This is a genomic window from Paenibacillus sp. 1SOY10 (genome assembly GCF_056836745.1).
The window spans coordinates 99,259-115,843 of record NZ_JBXENK010000003.1; the positions used below are offsets into that span (position 1 = coordinate 99,259).

Genomic DNA, 16,585 nt, shown 5'->3' on the forward strand with positions numbered 1-16,585 from the left:
TTCAACCTGATGCCATGGGAATTCGCTGCCCTGGGCATCAGGCAGAAGGCGGCCTTGGTCGCAATGATCCAGGAGATCATCAAGACGGAGAAGAAAGCAGCGAAGAGAAAGTGAATTTCGAGCCAGGAAAGAAGGTGAAACCTTGGCGAGTGCAAATTTGATGCTTCAACAAAATACGCTTTTTCAAACCTATATTCAACAACAGAATGTAGCTATCACTAACACCAATATTGTGTTTCAACAAGTTAATAACATCAATCAAGCTCAGACCAAGCTGAATAAGACCATGGACGATTCCGCCAAGAAGGCGAATGCATTCATGGGTATCTTTAATGGTCCGGCACTTGGGAAAATAGCAAAGGCAGGCAATGCAATTCTGGGAGGTATGCTTCAAGATGGTGCGGATCAACAATCCGTCCTTGACCAAATGTCCCTTCGAGCTGGAAGCTCGGGGGCAGGGCAGGCCATCTTTGACCAAACGGCCTCGCAGGCTCTGAAATACGGTCAAGATGTGAAGACGGCTTTGGCAGGAACGCAGGGGTTGATGGCAAGCACCACCGATCCAGCCCAGTTGGAACAACTGAATATGCTGGCGATGCGTATGTCGCAAATGAACCCGGACATGGGATTAAAAGGGGCAACCGATGCGTTATCCAAGCTAATGACAGGCGATAGCAAGTCCTTGGGAGAGGATTACAAGGTTGAGGCAGGGGATCAATCCGCATTAACCACCGCATCCAACGCGGGAGATATTAACGGCATGATTGCGGCGATGGATACGTTGCTGAACAAGCAGGGAATCACGCAGGCTGCGTTGGATACGATGTTAGATTCACCAGCCGTGAAATGGAAGAGCGTAGTAGATGGCTTTAATTTTCAATTAGCCTCATTAGGTCAACAAGGGATGAATGCGCTCACTCCTGCCATAGACGCGCTGTTGAGTATGCTGAACAGCGAAGCGTTCAATCAGTTCATCAGTGGAGTAGGCGCAGCCTTTGGCTTTGTAGGCTTCCTGTTGGGCGAAGTCATGGCAGGGGTTGCTTCCTTTGTAGGTTCGCTCACTTCAGGTGGCTCCTCTGTGAACATGATACTCCTTGGCATGGGAGTGGCACTAGCTGCACTGGGCGTCATGCTATGGGCAATGGTGGCTCCGGTGGTCGCACAGGCTATTGCCTGGTTGGCTGTGAATTGGCCTATTCTGCTGGTAGTGGCTGCCATTGCGCTCATTATTGGGGCTCTTATCAAGTTTGGAGTGTCTGTGGAGTCTATCGTTGGCTTTGTTGTGGGTTTATTTTATGGCTTATATGCTGCTATTTATAACTATGTCGCTATTTCCATCAATTTATGGATTGCCCTTGCTGAATTTCTAATCAACACCTTCCATAATTCGGTGTACAACGTTAGGAAGTTTATCTTTGATATGGGACTGTTCTTTGGCGAACACATGTATAAAATGCTCCTCGCCACTGAGGAATTTGCCAGCGGATTTGTAAGTATCATTCTGGACGCGGTAAATGGAGCCCTTGGCGGCATTAATTTACTCATTGAAGGGTTCAATAAACTGACTGGTGCTGATATTTCAGCCATTCCATTACTTAATAAACCCGACATGCACGTGTTGAGTGATAAGCTCAGAGTTAAGCTGGACAGTATGGTGGCTCCGGAGGCTCCAGGTGAGTCGACTAAACTGGGTAGAATGGAGACCAAGGATATACTAGGAGCCTTTAATCAAGGCAACCAGGCTGGGAAGAACCTCGTGAGTAAGGGAACGGATTTTCTCGATTCAGCAAAATCCGGCCTCGGCAATACGCTGGGCGGGATGCTGCCAGGTAGCCCGGGTACCGGAGGCGCAGCTCAGCTAGGAACTCAGCCAGGCATGAATATTTCCCAAATTGGCAGTGTGGGTAATGTCGGCAGTGTGGACCGCATTAATGAGACGGTGGATATTTCTTCGGAAGACCTCAAAATGATGCGTGAACTGGCGGAGGTAACCGCGATCCAGAACTTTACGACGCTGACACCAACGGTGACGGTCAACACAGGGCCGGTCTCCAAGGAAGTCGATATTCACACCATCGTGACGCAGATCGAACAGGTATTGGAAGAAGAGATCGCCACCAGCGCAGCGGGGGTGTATGCATGAGCTATACATTAATGCTGTCCTATAACAATAGGGAGGAAGTAATTTTTTTACCGGTTCTCCCTGAGAAGATTGAAGTGAACCAAAGTGGCAACAGCAATAGCTACGATATCTCCCAGCTTGGCGAGGTTCAGGTGTTGACGGGACATAAGCTGCTCGATATTTCGTTCTCTGGTATTTTCCCGGCCCATCCTTTGTATGTGAACGGGCAGGAGCGTGTTCCTTTTCTGGAGCCGAGCAAATATTACCACACGTTGGAGAACTGGCTGTCTTACCAGAAGCCGATTCGCCTGACCTTTAGCGGGTCCACGCTCAATCTTGATTTACCGGTGAGCATTGAGAGCTTTACGTATTCGGAATCGGGCGGGGCCGTTGGCGATATCAGCTATACCTTAAAGTTGAAGGAATACCGCTTTTATACCGCGAAAAAGACGTCACTGGAACAGCCAGGGGGAGCGGCAACTGCGGCTGCTCCGGCAGCAGCAACGAATGCTCCAACTCGTCCCGACACCAGAGTACAGCCCAAAACCTATACACTGGTATCCGGTGACAGCCTCTGGAAGGTGGCGCAGAAGGTGCTGGGTAGTGGTGCCCGCTACAAGGAAATACAGAAGCTCAACGGCATTCAGGACAGTGAACTGACTCGGTTGCCTGTCGGCAAGGTGTTGAAGCTGCCATGAGAAGAGGTGAGTCGTTTGCTGCAAGTTTTACTGGATGATACGCTGGGCTCGGTCTGGGATATTTCCGAATTGGTCTCAGAAGCAACTTGGAAAACTACGCGGGTGATTCAACCCGGAAGCCTCGACTTCCGCATGATTGCCTCGCCGCAGATTACTGTGGCTAACGGCAACATCGTCCGCGTGAAGTGGGATGAGGTTCCGTTGTTTTATGGCTATGTGTTTTCCATCAATCGCGGGCAGGGTGAGGAAATTTCAATCAAGTGTTATGACCAAATGCGTTACTTGAACGCTAAAGATACTTATGTGTTCAAAAATATCACCGCTGCGGCCGCCGTGAAACGAATTACCGATGATGTGGGCCTGAAATGGGGACATGTTGCTGATACGAAGTATGTTATTCCGACGCTGATGGGCGATGGGAAGAAGCTGCTGGATATCCTGTCGGAAGCCTTTGACAAAACGGTTATCAATACCGGTATCATCTACACCCTTTACGATGAGTTCGGGGCGCTGGCCGTAAGGGATTGTGCCAAAGAGATGAAGCTAAATTTGCAGCTTGGTGATCAAAGCCTGCTGTACAACTACTCTTATGAGCAGAGCATCGACAGCGACACGTATAACTACTTCAAATTGGTGCAGGACAACCAGGAGACCGGGCATCGTAATGTGTATGCCGCCAAGGACGAAGCCAATATCGCCAAATGGGGCAAGCTCATTTATTACGATAAGGTGGACGATAACCAGAATGCGGCTCAAATTAACAAGCTGCTGGACATGCTCCAAAAGCTGAAAAACCGCGAGACGCGGCGACTTAAGCTGGATGTGCTTGGTCAGCCGCAGCTTCGTGCGGGTTGTCTGGTTGCGGTGAACATCAGCGCCCTGGGGATGAACCAGGATTTCTTGATTGACGAGTGCTCTCACCAATTTCGTGGGGGCGAATATACCACTTCTATAGATTTGAAGGTGATTTAATGGGGTTGGCGAACAAAATCCGTCAGCTCGGCGCCGGGGCGGTCGATGCGTCCAGCCCGGTGTCTGTGCTGTTCGGCAAAGTGATGAATACGGCTCCGCTGGAAATCCTGGTCGATCAACGTTTTACCATCGATCAGGATTTTTTGGTCGTTCCGCAGCAAATGACCCGCTATGAATTGGACCTGAAGCACAGGCACAGGACCAGTGCGGAGGATACCCAGGAGTCGCTGGTCGATAAAGTTGTTATCCGCGAGGGCTTGCAGGCCGGGGACAGCGTGTTGCTGCTACGCATGCAAGGCGGTCAAAAATACGTCGTATGGGACAAGGTGGTGAGCGGATGATCCCACAAGGAGGAAGCCTGATGCCGGACACCGCTGCGGTGGAGCAGCCAAGCCGTACCTACAAGCTGGATATGCGGCAAGGGCGTATGGCGGGAATGGCGGATGGACTGGATGCGGTAAGGCAGGCGGTTTATAAAATATTGCATACCGAGCGTTTTGCCCATCTGATCTACTCAGGAGACTACGGCTTTGAGCGAGCGGGATTGCTTGGAGGCAATCCTGACTTTGTACGTTTGGAGTTAGGACGCCGGACTCGCGAGGCGCTGCTGGCTGATGAGCGAATCTCGGATATCACAGATTTCCGGATTGAAATGCAAGGAGATGAGGCGGAGGTCAGCTTCACGGTGCTGTCCGTGTATGGAGATTTCCGTATGGAGGTGAATATGAATGTATGAGCATGAAACTTATGAAGCTATTCTCTCCCGGATGCTGTCTCGGGTGCCGGATACGATTGACAAGCGGGAGGGGAGCATCATCTATGATGGGCTAGCCCCGGCGGCGGCCGAACTGGCTCAGATGTATATTGAGCTGGATCTTAGCTTTGGCTTGTCCTTTGCGGATACCGCTAGTGGGGATTATTTATCGCGTCGTACCGCCGAATTTGGCGTGGACCGGCAGCAGGCGACGAAGGCTCGCCGGAGAGGACGCTTCTATGGAGCCCAAGATGCCCCCATTGATATACTCCCGGGCAGTCGGTTCTCACTGAATGATTTGGACTATACTGCCATATTGCGAATCACGGTAGGTGAATGGGTGCTGGAATGCGAAACAGCGGGAGCCGTAGGGAATCAACAATATGGGGCTTTGCTGCCCATTGATTATGTGCCTGGCTTGGTTCGCGCAGAGCTGGCGGATGTGGTTATTCCTGGCGAGGATCAGGAGACAGATGATTCGCTGCGGTTGCGTTATTACGAGACAGTTAATGAGCCTGCCTTTGGCGGGAATGTGGCGGATTATGAACAAACCCTGAACAAGCTGGAGGGTGTGGGAGCCACCAAGGTGTTCCCGGTCTGGAACGGCGGCGGGACCGTCAAGTGTACGGTCATCACTTCGGATTGGAGCGAGCCGTCTGCGGCTTTTCTCACCGAGTTGCAGACGGCCATAGACCCTACGGTGAACCAGGGAAAGGGTTATGGTACAGCCCCGATTGGGCACACCGTTACGGTGACTGGTGTAGCTGGGGTTACCGTGGATGTAGCGATGACGGTTACGCTCGCTCCAGAGACTACCTCCGGTCAAGTGCAGGCCCCGATTGAGGAAGCGGTGACGGCTTATCTGCTGGGATTACGGCAAACCTGGGCCGACACGGAGCAAATTATTGTACGGGTGGCCTTGATTGAGGCTGCCATGTTGCAGGTCCCCGGCGTCATTGATGTGACGGAAACAGAGCTTAACGGGGTAGCGGGCAATCTCACGCTGGCGGCTGAGGAGATTCCGCGAGTGGGGACGGTGACCGTTCATGCCTGAACGCATTTTACCCTATCTCCCTGACTACTATGGGGAGGTGCTGGATTTTATCCAATTGGCTCGTACAGAGGATCTGGAGCTGGATCAATTGGAGGGAGCGGTGGAGCAGCTATTTGCCGATCAGTTTGTAGAGACAGCCGGGCTTCAGGCGATCAAACGCCGGGAGCGTATGCTGGGCATTCAAGCCGATCCTGCCGTGGAGACATTGGAGTTCCGTAAGCAGCGAATCCTCAATCGCTATCGGACTAAGCCTCCTTTTACCGTGCGCTGGCTGCAAGAACAACTTGACCGTCTGGTTGGGCCGGGCATGACCATTGTGTCGGTGGACCCGGATCGGTTCATGTTGTATGTCACGACGAGCATTGAGAATGCCAATGTCTTCAAAGAAGTTCAATATACGCTGCAAACGGTGAAGCCGGCGAACATGGTCTATCAGCAAAATACGGCGCTCCATGACCGCATCGGTCTGGAAGAGCATGTCGCCAGCAGGTCCGTGACCTGGAACTATAAGCTGGATGGTTCATGGCAGCTCGGGGAGAAGCCGTTTGCCACACTCGGAACGGAGGTGCGTGTGATATGATAACCGCCACTTTTAAACAAGAAATTGCCCAGTACGTCCATTCGCGGCTGGCGAAGGTCGTATTAAATGGCAGCTTTGAAATTACAGAATTCCAGCAGAGCGTCGTTAACGACTCAACCGTGGCCTTGCAATATCTGATCCCGGCGAATGAGCTGCCAATCATCACGCAAATCGAGCTACGGGATGAGACCGATGCCACACTGTCTACCCACACAGTGAACTTGCCCGTGCCGTCAGACACGCTCATGCTACAAACGTTACAAATCAAGGAGGTCAACAACTAATGGCCAAAACCGATTGGAGATTTACAGATACCGTCATCCCGGAGGACCTCAATGGAATCGGGGAAGAAATCAACGGACTGCGCACCGAAATGTCCACCCGCTTCGACCACGAAGCCACAACCCCTCTTACCCTCCAGCCCGGCCTCCAGGTCGTCCACGCTGAAAAGGACGCCCGCTTCAAGCTGGGCGAAATTCGGGGGCGGACTTTGGTGAATTTGTTGGGGCAGATGGGGAGTATGGATTCTCTTGAAGGATGGTTATACGACCCTAATGCGGCTCTAGTAGACACTAATGAAAAAATTGAGGGGTCTAGTAGTATCAAGGGAATTGTAAACAACGGAAAATTCACTGATATTTTCTATCGGTTTCCTTACGACCCTAACAAAAGATATGTTGTCATTGGTGAGCTGAAAACATTTAGTGGGGCTGTAGGAAGAATAAGGTTCGTAGAAGTGGATGGGCTGATAGAAGTTTCAAGTAGTCCATTTTCAAGTGAAGTATTCAAACCTGCATTCTTTAAGGTTCCTGCAAATATAATTACAAGTGGAAATATCGTTTATTTTGGTACTGTTTTTGTGGGAGATAATGGATCAGGTGGGAACGTGGATGCTCTAAGAGTATACGAAATTTCAGATGCTGAATATCAGGCTTTGGATAACATGACACCTGAGCAAGTGGCTCTAAAGTATCCTTTTGTACCTAGTGGAATTATTGGTGTAGAGAATCCGTATGTAATTAATACTTTGGGAAATTTGCTGCCGCCGTTTTACAATTATGAACATCTCGTAGATACACACAAAGTAGAAGGTCCTTATACGGTAAAGATTGAGCCCAATATAAATAGTCCTCATGCGTATTCGTATATACCTTTCAAAGTACAGCCGTATACAGACTATACACTGTCTATTGAGGGTTCTAACTATTATCATGCCATTTTTCCACGCGATTTAATGGTTCCCAATCCTCCATCGGGATGGTCTAATAGTCCAAGCATAACGTTTAATAGTAGAAATAACAGTGAGCTATTATTTCTATTTAGAAATGCAAACGAGACTCTTCCAGCTGGTATAAAAAAACCAATCATTACTATGGGAAGTCTTACTAATGTATTCAAACCGCAACGAGTCAATATGTTTGCACTTCAGACGGAGTTACACGCCAATCCTGCTGATGGAAGTTCTCCAGATGTAATGTTTGAGAAGCAAGGACAATATTTTAAACTGAAGAAATGGGAAAAGAGGACTTTAGAAAAGTTTTCTGGATGGCTGCCCGCTCAGGCTCGATCAGGATATAAAGTATTTGCTTGTTCCCTACCAAACTCACAAAACTATTCACAAACTCTCATTAAGAGTAACGGTAATCAAGTACAAAACACCTTGCCTGATAACTGGACATCTGGTGATCTGACAATTATTTTTAATAACTATCTGTATTTATCTATAAAAAACACAGATAGCGGATGGGGTGAGAGGGATGAGTTACATGAGTTTACAGGAGACGGATCAACGACAAAATTTGTGTTGCCCACGCCAACAGGTTTTTGGATAATACCGGAGACTGTAACCGCTAGTATTGACAATATAAATGTTAATCTAATCTCGGTTGTTGGGAATGAAGTCACTGTTGAAGCAGCCCCGACATCCGGAGAAAATCTTGTTATAAATTATAAAGTAGCTTACGTACCGACCGGCGATGAAATTAAGGCGTATTTTATGGGCTGGCGCATGGCTAATCCAGAAAACTGGGGCGTTCCATACTTTGCAGGTATAAAAGCATGGGGAAAACTTAATAGAAATTCTGAACTGGTTTCGGGAAGTGGTACGAATGTTTTGCCTATCCTGATAAGTGATCAAGGATACAAACCATATGAGATACTCTATCGTCTAGGTGTTAATTCCATGGAGCCCGTTGTTTCTGGTGGAGGGCTCCTTTTGAGTGAGGGAGATAACCTAGTTGAGGTGGGCACAGGAATTGTACTGAGGGAGCAGGTGGTACCATCACAGGATAACGCTAAGTTTTGGAATCTAGGAAACCCAGTTGCAAATCCTACTTCTAAAGCATTCAAGCAAAGAGCCTCAAGGATTTTGTCTATTTACGCTGATAATATGTCTGATGAGCGCTGGGCAAAGGTGAGCGGTGATAGTAGCAGTGAAATTAGAGGGATTATTGCTCAACTCAGTCCTAATTACGAAATTGATTTGACAAAGATATATTCTGTAACCTATGTGAAACTGGATAACTCCCCAATTCAGCCGATTATAGGAACGTTAGCAGCCAATGAAAAGGCTCAAATTGGCGACCTGACAGCAGGGGTCGCCGAAGCGTTGCAGCGGGTAAGCGTGGTTGAGCAGAAGAAAGCGGAGAAGGATGCACCGGGATGGATAACGCCTACGCTGTTGAATGGGTGGAATATCGCATATACAGGAACCGGATATTATAAGGAATCGAATGGAATTGTAAGGTTACGCGGGCGAATTACATCAGGTATTATGACAGGAGGTACGAGTATCTTCATACTGCCCCTTGGATTTCGTCCCAATCTACATTCCAAATTCATTTTATCAGTATACAGTGGTACGGGAACGGTACAGATGGGCACTATAAACGTGAATACTAACGGATCTGTGACTGCTGAATTCCTTCCCGGTAATACATGGGTTCATTTAGACGGAATCTCATTCCTAGCCGAACAATAAAGGAGGCATTACATGAAAGCCATACCCAAAGTAAATAAAGAAGGCTTCTATTTAGAGGACGCCTTGGTGGACGATGCCTTTTCTGGGGTCGTCCCTTTTTATGCCGAGTTGTCAGTACCAGAGTTGCCGTTGATAACGGATGCTGAGCATGAGCAGCCAGCTAAACAGGAGTCGGAGATTGCTGGCTACATGGTGGGCCTGCCCGTTACGCCGGGCTTGTACCTTCCGCGATTTGATATCGCTGCTTGGAAGTCCTATCAAGATAACTTGGTTTTTGCACAAGAGGAGTACAACATGGCTTATGCAGAGTGGAGTAGTTTTCCGGAGGAAGGACGCGGCGAACCGCCGATACATCAGCTACTTACACAACCTGAATTTTGGCTGGAAGGTCTCACAGCAGAAGAAATTGAGGCCTTGCATCCGCCGATGCAGCCTACTGAACTGGAGCGTTTGCAACAGGAGAACATGGAGTTGAAGCTGGCTATCGCCGAGTTGGCAGAGGCTAACGAAACCGACAAGACGCAAATGCAATTGGCTCTTGCCGAATTAGCTGAATGGGTGGCAGTTCATTAGGGAGGTGATGAGAGCAATGGCTAAAATCTATGTTGATTTAATTCAAAAAGGGTTAAAGTCCATCGAAGATGTACCTTTGCGCTGGAAAGAGCAGGTTGAGGAGCTCATGGACCATGCCGTTTAGGCAATCGGGATATATAGCACGATATGCACTACTACGTAACTTCAAGCAGGTCGATCATGGAGGATACTCCAAGGTCGGCCTGTTTTTTTGCGTCAATTCACACACACTCAATTCCCTCATTGGTCTGGTCAACTAGCCATCCTTTCCACCAACCTCCTGTCTGCTTCTGTCCGACACCGCCACAACACAAACATAACCACAATCACTACAACCCACAAAGCAACTATGGTCCCTTTCCCCCTCTAGCCAACAAGGCTATACTAAAACCAACGTAAAAAGTAGATGAGGGAGGAACCCAAGAATGAATGAAGAACGCAAGGATGAAATCGGTAGAAGGTTTATTCTGAGTCCGGAGCTTGTGGTAGAGGAGCTTAATCAGCTTTCCATTCAGGAACTGAACTTTCTAATACATACCGCCAAGAGGTTCAAAGAAGAAGAAGCCTTTCTTCATGTGTACCTCGACGAACGTATCCAAAGCTTCACCACTACGCTGCAAGATAAGTTTAAAGCCGCCGAAGCACTTTATGTTGCGTACGACAAAGCCACGCAGTATCCGTACATTGATGGTGAAGGCCGGGTGTGGATTTTTTCCAAGGGGAAATTTGCCGACAGCGCCCAGGACTATTTCATGCAACAGCTCGTCATGCTGGAGATGAAAAAGATCGGACAGAAGGAAATCCTCCCTATCCTCGGTTTGTTTCATGTGTGGGGACTTCCGGAGATTTTGCTGGATAACGGACAATATCAGGTTGAACTCAAGCGGGACGAACTACTGCCACCGCCAGACTGGAGCGGAACGCCAGAGATTAATATTCCTGTGACCAATCCGGGGTTGCAGCGGGCTCTCCTGCAATTTTTCCAAGGCCTGCATGCGCCATCGGGAAGCCAGGAGGCGAGAGAACAACTGTTGAACGGCCTGGAGGCACAGATGTTGGATAAGGTGCTCCAAGCCAGATACCTTCTGCCCATGCAGCTACAGGAAGCAGATCCTTCGGTCGCCGATACAGAAGGACGCAAAACACTAAAGGAAGGGACAGTTATTCAATTCGGTGTCTTGAGCGCCGAAGATGAATCCTCCTGGTTGCCTGCGTTCACAGACTGGCCCGAATTTGAAAAAGTGTACGACAAAACCATCTGGAGCAGCAATATTGCCACCTATGAAGACCTGCTCGCGGTATCTGGTAATATGAGTGGAGTTGTAATCAACTGCCGGGGCGTCGCCCTGCGCATTGATCCCAGCAACCGGAAGCGGATTGAAGCGTACCGCAAGGCTCGCGACAGTCAGGGAGAGAACGGGGCTAAGCCAGTAGACCAGGTGACAGAAACCGTGGAAAAGGTCGTCGTCCCCAAGGATACGAAGGTCCTGCTCGGTGAGCCGGCCAACTATCCTACAGCCATGATCGAAGCGGTGAAGGCTTGTCTTAAGACGCAAAAGTCCGTCAGCGAAGCGTATCTGCGGCTGATGGTTCAAGGAGAGACGCAAAGTTATCTGCTGATCGTGGACACGAATGACGAACCCGAAGCGGTGTTTGGAGCCATTTCTTCGGCGGCCGCTCCTCATTTGCAAGGGATGCCCCTTAACCTGGTCAAGCTGGAAGGAACCTGGGCAGAAGAAGCTGCGAACCTTACGCCGTTTTATAAGAAGAAGCGTTTTGGCCTGTTTTAGCAGAGATTACATTAGCGAGTATCCCTAAAATGAACTCTATACTCAAAATAACTGGAAAAACTCCCGTTAATCTACTGGTAAGTTGCCGAAATACTCAAGTTATATGGAATTTCTCCCGCTAATATCTTCGAAATGGTTGGCTTGCACCGAAAATAGGTAAAATAGATGGAGGAATTCCAGCTAAACAGCAAATTTTAGGAAAAAGCGAAATTTAACGGGAGGATTTCCTGCTAATGATGTAGTGGGCCACTCTATCATGGAACTTATCAAGCTATTCAACAAGCAACTTAGCAAGCAATACAGCCACATAGCAATACGGTTACAAAGCAACACATCCACATAGCCACATAACAGCAACGCAAAAGACCGAGAGAGCGGAGGAACCCTATGACTATGCCTAGCGAAAAAAGAACCGGTTGGAATCTGAGCAACAGCTATATGGAATTACCCGACATGTTCTATACCCGTCAAGAGGCGAAGCCGGTCCGGTCGCCGCAGGCGGTCGTCCTGAACCGGGAGCTTGCAGAGCAGCTTGGGCTGGATGCCGAGGCGCTGCGCGGCGAAGAGAACATTGCCGTGCTGGCTGGCAATGGCCTGCCGCCCGGGGCGGAGCCGCTGGCTCAGGCCTACGCCGGGCACCAGTTCGGGTATTTCACGATGTTGGGCGATGGCCGGGCCGTGCTGCTGGGTGAACAAACCGCGCCTTCCGGGGAGCGGTTCGACATCCAGCTCAAAGGCTCGGGCCGGACGCCCTATTCGCGCGGCGGCGATGGCCGCGCCGCGCTGGGGCCGATGCTGCGGGAGTACATCATCAGCGAAGCCATGCATGGGCTTCGCATACCGACCACCCGCAGCCTGGCCGTCGTGACCACCGGGGAGTCGGTGGTCCGCGAGCAAGACCTGCGCGGCGCGGTGCTCACCCGCATCGCGTCCAGCCACGTGCGCGTCGGCACGTTCCAGTACGCCGCGCAATACGGCACGGCGAGCGATGTACGTGCGCTCGCCGACTACGTCATCGGCCGGCACTACGCGGAGCTTGCCGGCCCTGAGGCTGCGGCCGACGAGCCCGGCCGCTATCTCGCGCTGCTGCGGGCGGTGATCCGCCGCCAGGCGGAGCTGATCGCGAGGTGGCAGCTTGTCGGCTTTGTCCATGGCGTCATGAACACCGACAACATGACCCTCAGCGGCGAGACGATCGATTACGGGCCTTGCGCGTTTATGGACGCCTATGACCCGGCGACCGTGTTCAGCTCCATCGATTCGGGCGGGCGATATGCCTACGGCAATCAGCCCTATATCGGAGCGTGGAACCTCGCTCGCCTGGCGGAGAGCCTGCTGCCCTTGCTGAACGAGGACACCGAGTCAGCCGTCAAGCTCGCCGAGAGCGAACTGGCGGGCTTCGATGATTACTTCCAGGCAGCTTGGCTGCAAGGCATGCGCGGAAAGTTGGGGCTCTTCGGCGAGCAGCCGGACGATGAAGCCCTGATTCAGCGCTTGTTGGAATTAATGCAGCTTCATCAAGCGGATTTCACCAATACCTTTCTGGCGCTCACCTTTGGCAGATTGGAGGAACCAGTGATGGCTGGCACACCGGAATGGGCAAGCTGGCTGAAGCAGTGGGAGACCAGACTAAGTGCACAGGACGAGAGCCAGGAGTCCTCCCGTCAACTCATGCTAAGGAGTAACCCCGCGGTCATTCCCCGTAACCATCTGGTGGAGGAAGCCTTGGAGGCCGCGGTGGAACGGGATGATTATACCGTGATGCATCGCCTGCTAGCCGTATTGTCCGAGCCATTCTCGCATACGGAGGAGCAAGCAAAATATACGGGTTTGCCACCTGCCTGCGATCGTCCTTACCGCACCTTCTGCGGAACCTGAATAGCTTCCGGGACCTGGCTGGTTTGCTTTTAGCTTGTTAACCTATTTATAATGGACAAGACATGATAACGAGCCATCAGCAGGTGGGTACGAAAGCGTGATTCAAGGGCACAAAGGGATATAGCTGGGAAAACGGTTCAACACCTGGTCCCAGGCGATCATACAAGGCTCTCATCCCAAGCTACGCATCTCAGAACCTCAGAAGTCTTCTGCTACAGAGGGCTTCTTTGCGTTCCAGGCCCTTTCTTTAACAAGGTGCGTTGTTCTAACTCTGTACTAGCTCTCTGGCAGCTTGTTTGCCACATTTCCAAGCACTTACTCGTAGCCTTTCATGATCTCGCCAAAAACAAAGGAGCGGTCATCGCATGATTATTTTTCTCTTCACACTTGGGATTCTCATCCTTGGTATCTGGTTGTTCCTTAGGCTGAACCCGGCCTTTGGCGGCAAGCCGACGCCGGAGCAGCTTCGGCGGTATGCCCAGTCTCCCAACTGGGACGGTCAAAAATTCGCCTATCCCGAGCTTACTCGCTCCTTTCAGGTTTCCCCGGGAAATATGTTGTCGCTGTTACGCGATTATATTCGCGGCAATGACCGTACTCGCCCCTCACGGTCGCTTCCGGTGGTGAAGCTGGAACCTTCGGTATGGACGGAGCCTAATGGTGATAGCATCGTCTGGCTGGGACATTCGGCCTTGCTGCTGCATATCGGAGGCAAGCGGTTGCTGCTCGACCCGATGTTGGGGACGTCGCCGACCCCGGTTAAGCCCTTTGGAGGCAAACGTTATGCTCCCGAGCTCCCGTTTGATATAGAAGCGCTGCCGCAGGTGGATGCTGTTTTGTTTTCCCATGATCACTACGACCACCTGGATTACGGGACGATCACCAAGCTTAAGGACAAGACGAAGCGGTTCATCGTGCCATTGGGCGTGAGCTGTCACCTGGAACGGTGGGGTGTGAGGCCGGAGCAGATCAGCGAGCATGACTGGTGGGACGAACTGGAATGGGAAGGGCTTAAGCTCGTATGTACGCCAGCACGCCATTTCTCAGGCAGAGGCAGGGGCAAGCGGGATCGCAGCTTGTGGTGCTCATGGGTGATTCATTCACCGGAGCGGCGAATATTTTTTAGCGGGGATAGTGGATATGGCCCTCATTTTCAGCAAATTGGGGAAAAGTATGGTCCATTCGACCTCGCCCTCATGGAATGTGGTCAATATGATGTCCGCTGGGTGGATATACATATGTTGCCGGAACAGACGGTTCAGGCCTGTCTGGACGTGCAAGGGAAGCGGCTGCTGCCTATTCATTGGGGGGCCTTTACGCTTGCCCTGCATGATTGGGATGACCCTATTCGACGCGTGGTCGCACAGGCGGAGATGAGTGGGGTGCCAATGGCTACACCTCAAATTGGTGAAGTACTGCGGCTGAAAGCCTTGGCTACTCCGCAGATTCCCCCTGTGGAGTCCTCACCTCAAGAAATGAGGTCGGCTGCAACAGAACTGAATGCGTGGTGGAAGTAATAAGAGGGCATTTCCAAAAGTTATCTTTTGGAAATGCCCTTTTTTTGTATATCTACATATTCATTTTGTCGCTTTTTTTCCGCAATATGGCATGAATATCCCCTTTTTAAAGTGTATTGCGCAAAAACAAAGCTTGCATTGCCCAAAATTGGAGACACCGGGCGCGGATTCAAATTTACAAGGAATTTGCCCCTCTATATGATGGCAGTGGAAGCGAAATAGCGGCCAAAAAGCCGCATCATCGAAACGATCAAGAAGGGGTTGAAGCAGAGTGAGTGGAGCTTTTGTTGTACCCGACAAATGGAATTGGTTCACGGATAGTCGTTACGGCATGTTTATTCATTGGGGCCCATATGCACAGTTTGGACGGGGCGAACAGGTATTGTTCCGTGAGCATTTAAGTCATGAGGAATATGCGGAGCAGGCATGTGCCTGGAACCCGGAGCATTTCGATCCTGAATTATGGGCCTATACCGCTAAAAAGGCAGGCTTCAAATATGCTTGCTTCACCACAAGGCATCATGACGGATTCTGCATGTGGGATAGTGCCTATACGGATTACAGCAGCGCCAAGCAAGCCGCCGGACGCGACTTTGTGAAGGAATATACCGACGCTTTCCGCAAAGCGGGACTACGCGTGGGCTTGTATTATTCCTGGATCGATTGGCGGTTGCCTGCTTACTTTGACGGTCCACAGAAGGACCCCGAGGGCTGGGAGAGAGTCAGAACGTATCTGCACAATCAGGTTAAGGAATTACTCACTAACTATGGCCAAATCGATCATTTCTTTTTTGATGGAGTATGGCCGCGCAATGCCGATGACCTGCAAAGTGTAGAGCTGCTCGAGGAAATGCGTAAGCTTCAGCCCAATATTCTCATTAACAATCGACTGGGTTATTCCAATAAAATCGAAGGGCATCGGGCGGATGGAGGCATTGGGGCAGGAGATTCGGATACGCTGGGTGACTTCGGTACACCTGAACACGCGATCGCTTCGGAAGCGACCCGCTTGTGGGAATCTTGCCAGGTAACGACTTGGCGATTATGGAGTCATGTGATTGGCGAACGCTGGCGCAATACAGATGTCCTGCTCGATATGCTGTGCGAATGTGCCGAAAAGGGTGGCAAACACGGAGGCAATTTGCTCCTTAATGTAGGTCCAACCGCTGACGGGCAGCTTCCACCCGAATTTGTGGAGCGTGCGCTTGAAATCGGCCGCTGGCTGGACGTCCATGGTGAAGCTATTTACGGCACGGATGGCGGTTCGTTGACCGAATTTATTACTCGGGGTCGTCAGACCATGAAGGATAACCGGCTATATCTGATTATCCGGTTCTGGGACGGCCGTCCTGAACTGAAGCTACGTGATTTGACAAGCCGTGTACTGGACGTGGAATTGCTGACGACAGGTCAGTCATTGCCGTTCGAGCAGGAGGGTGACACGCTGATCATTAACGGTCTGCCACGGGAAGCGCCGACGCGCTTGTTCCCGGTAATCCGGATTACCTGTGACGGCAAGCCCACCACTAATGAGTGGGGAGAGTATCGACTTTGGGAAGGTGAGCCGGAGCGCGTGGCGGCTTGGGCTCGGGAACGACGTGGCGGTTCTGTATATGTCGATGGGCGTGAGCGGTAGCAACAACAAATCCTTTATTTTCAGGAGGAAA

The 16,585-nt window shown here is 50.7% G+C and carries 15 protein-coding genes; all 15 read left to right on the forward strand.

Annotated features, from left to right (window positions below):
* Nucleotides 1–142: 142 nt before the first annotated feature.
* Complete coding sequence (locus AC1VOR_RS11310) at nt 143–2,143, forward strand: hypothetical protein (RefSeq protein ID WP_482617870.1); 2,001 nt, start codon at nt 143–145, stop codon at nt 2,141–2,143.
* A complete protein-coding gene (locus tag AC1VOR_RS11315) occupies nt 2,140–2,820 on the forward strand; it encodes a LysM peptidoglycan-binding domain-containing protein (RefSeq protein ID WP_482617872.1) in 681 nt (226 codons plus the stop codon). Before AC1VOR_RS11310 ends, AC1VOR_RS11315 begins: the two co-directional genes overlap by 4 nt.
* A gap of 6 nt (nt 2,821–2,826) precedes the next feature.
* Nucleotides 2,827–3,792 (forward strand): XkdQ/YqbQ family protein, encoded by a 966-nt coding sequence (locus tag AC1VOR_RS11320; RefSeq protein WP_482617873.1) that lies wholly within the window; start codon nt 2,827–2,829, stop codon nt 3,790–3,792.
* Nucleotides 3,792–4,133 carry a DUF2577 domain-containing protein gene (locus AC1VOR_RS11325; protein WP_482617875.1) on the forward strand — a complete coding sequence of 114 codons (342 nt, stop codon included), beginning with the start codon at nt 3,792–3,794 and terminating at the stop codon, nt 4,131–4,133. The genes AC1VOR_RS11320 and AC1VOR_RS11325 overlap by 1 nt, the downstream gene beginning before the upstream one ends.
* The gene (locus tag AC1VOR_RS11330) at nt 4,130–4,528 is read left to right on the forward strand and encodes a DUF2634 domain-containing protein (protein WP_482617876.1); all 399 of its coding nucleotides are present in this window, start codon (nt 4,130–4,132) and stop codon (nt 4,526–4,528) included. Before AC1VOR_RS11325 ends, AC1VOR_RS11330 begins: the two co-directional genes overlap by 4 nt.
* Nucleotides 4,521–5,600 (forward strand): baseplate J/gp47 family protein, encoded by a 1,080-nt coding sequence (locus AC1VOR_RS11335; RefSeq protein WP_482617878.1) that lies wholly within the window; start codon nt 4,521–4,523, stop codon nt 5,598–5,600. Before AC1VOR_RS11330 ends, AC1VOR_RS11335 begins: the two co-directional genes overlap by 8 nt.
* On the forward strand, nt 5,593–6,180 hold the full coding sequence (locus tag AC1VOR_RS11340) for a putative phage tail protein (protein ID WP_044480734.1): 588 nt from the start codon (nt 5,593–5,595) through the stop codon (nt 6,178–6,180). Before AC1VOR_RS11335 ends, AC1VOR_RS11340 begins: the two co-directional genes overlap by 8 nt.
* Entirely contained in the window at nt 6,177–6,464 is a 288-nt protein-coding gene (locus AC1VOR_RS11345; RefSeq protein ID WP_482617880.1) for a ketopantoate hydroxymethyltransferase, read from the forward strand. Before AC1VOR_RS11340 ends, AC1VOR_RS11345 begins: the two co-directional genes overlap by 4 nt.
* On the forward strand, nt 6,464–9,160 hold the full coding sequence (locus tag AC1VOR_RS11350; RefSeq protein ID WP_482617881.1) for a hypothetical protein: 2,697 nt from the start codon (nt 6,464–6,466) through the stop codon (nt 9,158–9,160). The genes AC1VOR_RS11345 and AC1VOR_RS11350 overlap by 1 nt, the downstream gene beginning before the upstream one ends.
* 12 nt (nt 9,161–9,172) lie before the next feature.
* The gene (locus AC1VOR_RS11355) at nt 9,173–9,733 is read left to right on the forward strand and encodes a hypothetical protein (protein WP_482617883.1); all 561 of its coding nucleotides are present in this window, start codon (nt 9,173–9,175) and stop codon (nt 9,731–9,733) included.
* A 16-nt stretch (nt 9,734–9,749) separates the two neighbouring features.
* Nucleotides 9,750–9,857, forward strand: a complete 108-nt coding sequence (locus AC1VOR_RS11360; RefSeq protein WP_482617884.1) for a CD1375 family protein — start codon at nt 9,750–9,752, stop codon at nt 9,855–9,857.
* 301 nt (nt 9,858–10,158) lie between these two features.
* Complete coding sequence (locus AC1VOR_RS11365; protein ID WP_482617886.1) at nt 10,159–11,523, forward strand: enhanced serine sensitivity protein SseB; 1,365 nt, start codon at nt 10,159–10,161, stop codon at nt 11,521–11,523.
* Between the two features lie 393 nt (nt 11,524–11,916).
* Entirely contained in the window at nt 11,917–13,401 is a 1,485-nt protein-coding gene (locus AC1VOR_RS11370) for a protein adenylyltransferase SelO (RefSeq protein WP_482617888.1), read from the forward strand.
* 365 nt (nt 13,402–13,766) lie between these two features.
* Nucleotides 13,767–14,918 (forward strand): MBL fold metallo-hydrolase, encoded by a 1,152-nt coding sequence (locus AC1VOR_RS11375; RefSeq protein ID WP_482617890.1) that lies wholly within the window; start codon nt 13,767–13,769, stop codon nt 14,916–14,918.
* Between the two features lie 271 nt (nt 14,919–15,189).
* On the forward strand, nt 15,190–16,554 hold the full coding sequence (locus AC1VOR_RS11380) for an alpha-L-fucosidase (RefSeq protein WP_482617891.1): 1,365 nt from the start codon (nt 15,190–15,192) through the stop codon (nt 16,552–16,554).
* Nucleotides 16,555–16,585 lie beyond the last annotated feature (31 nt).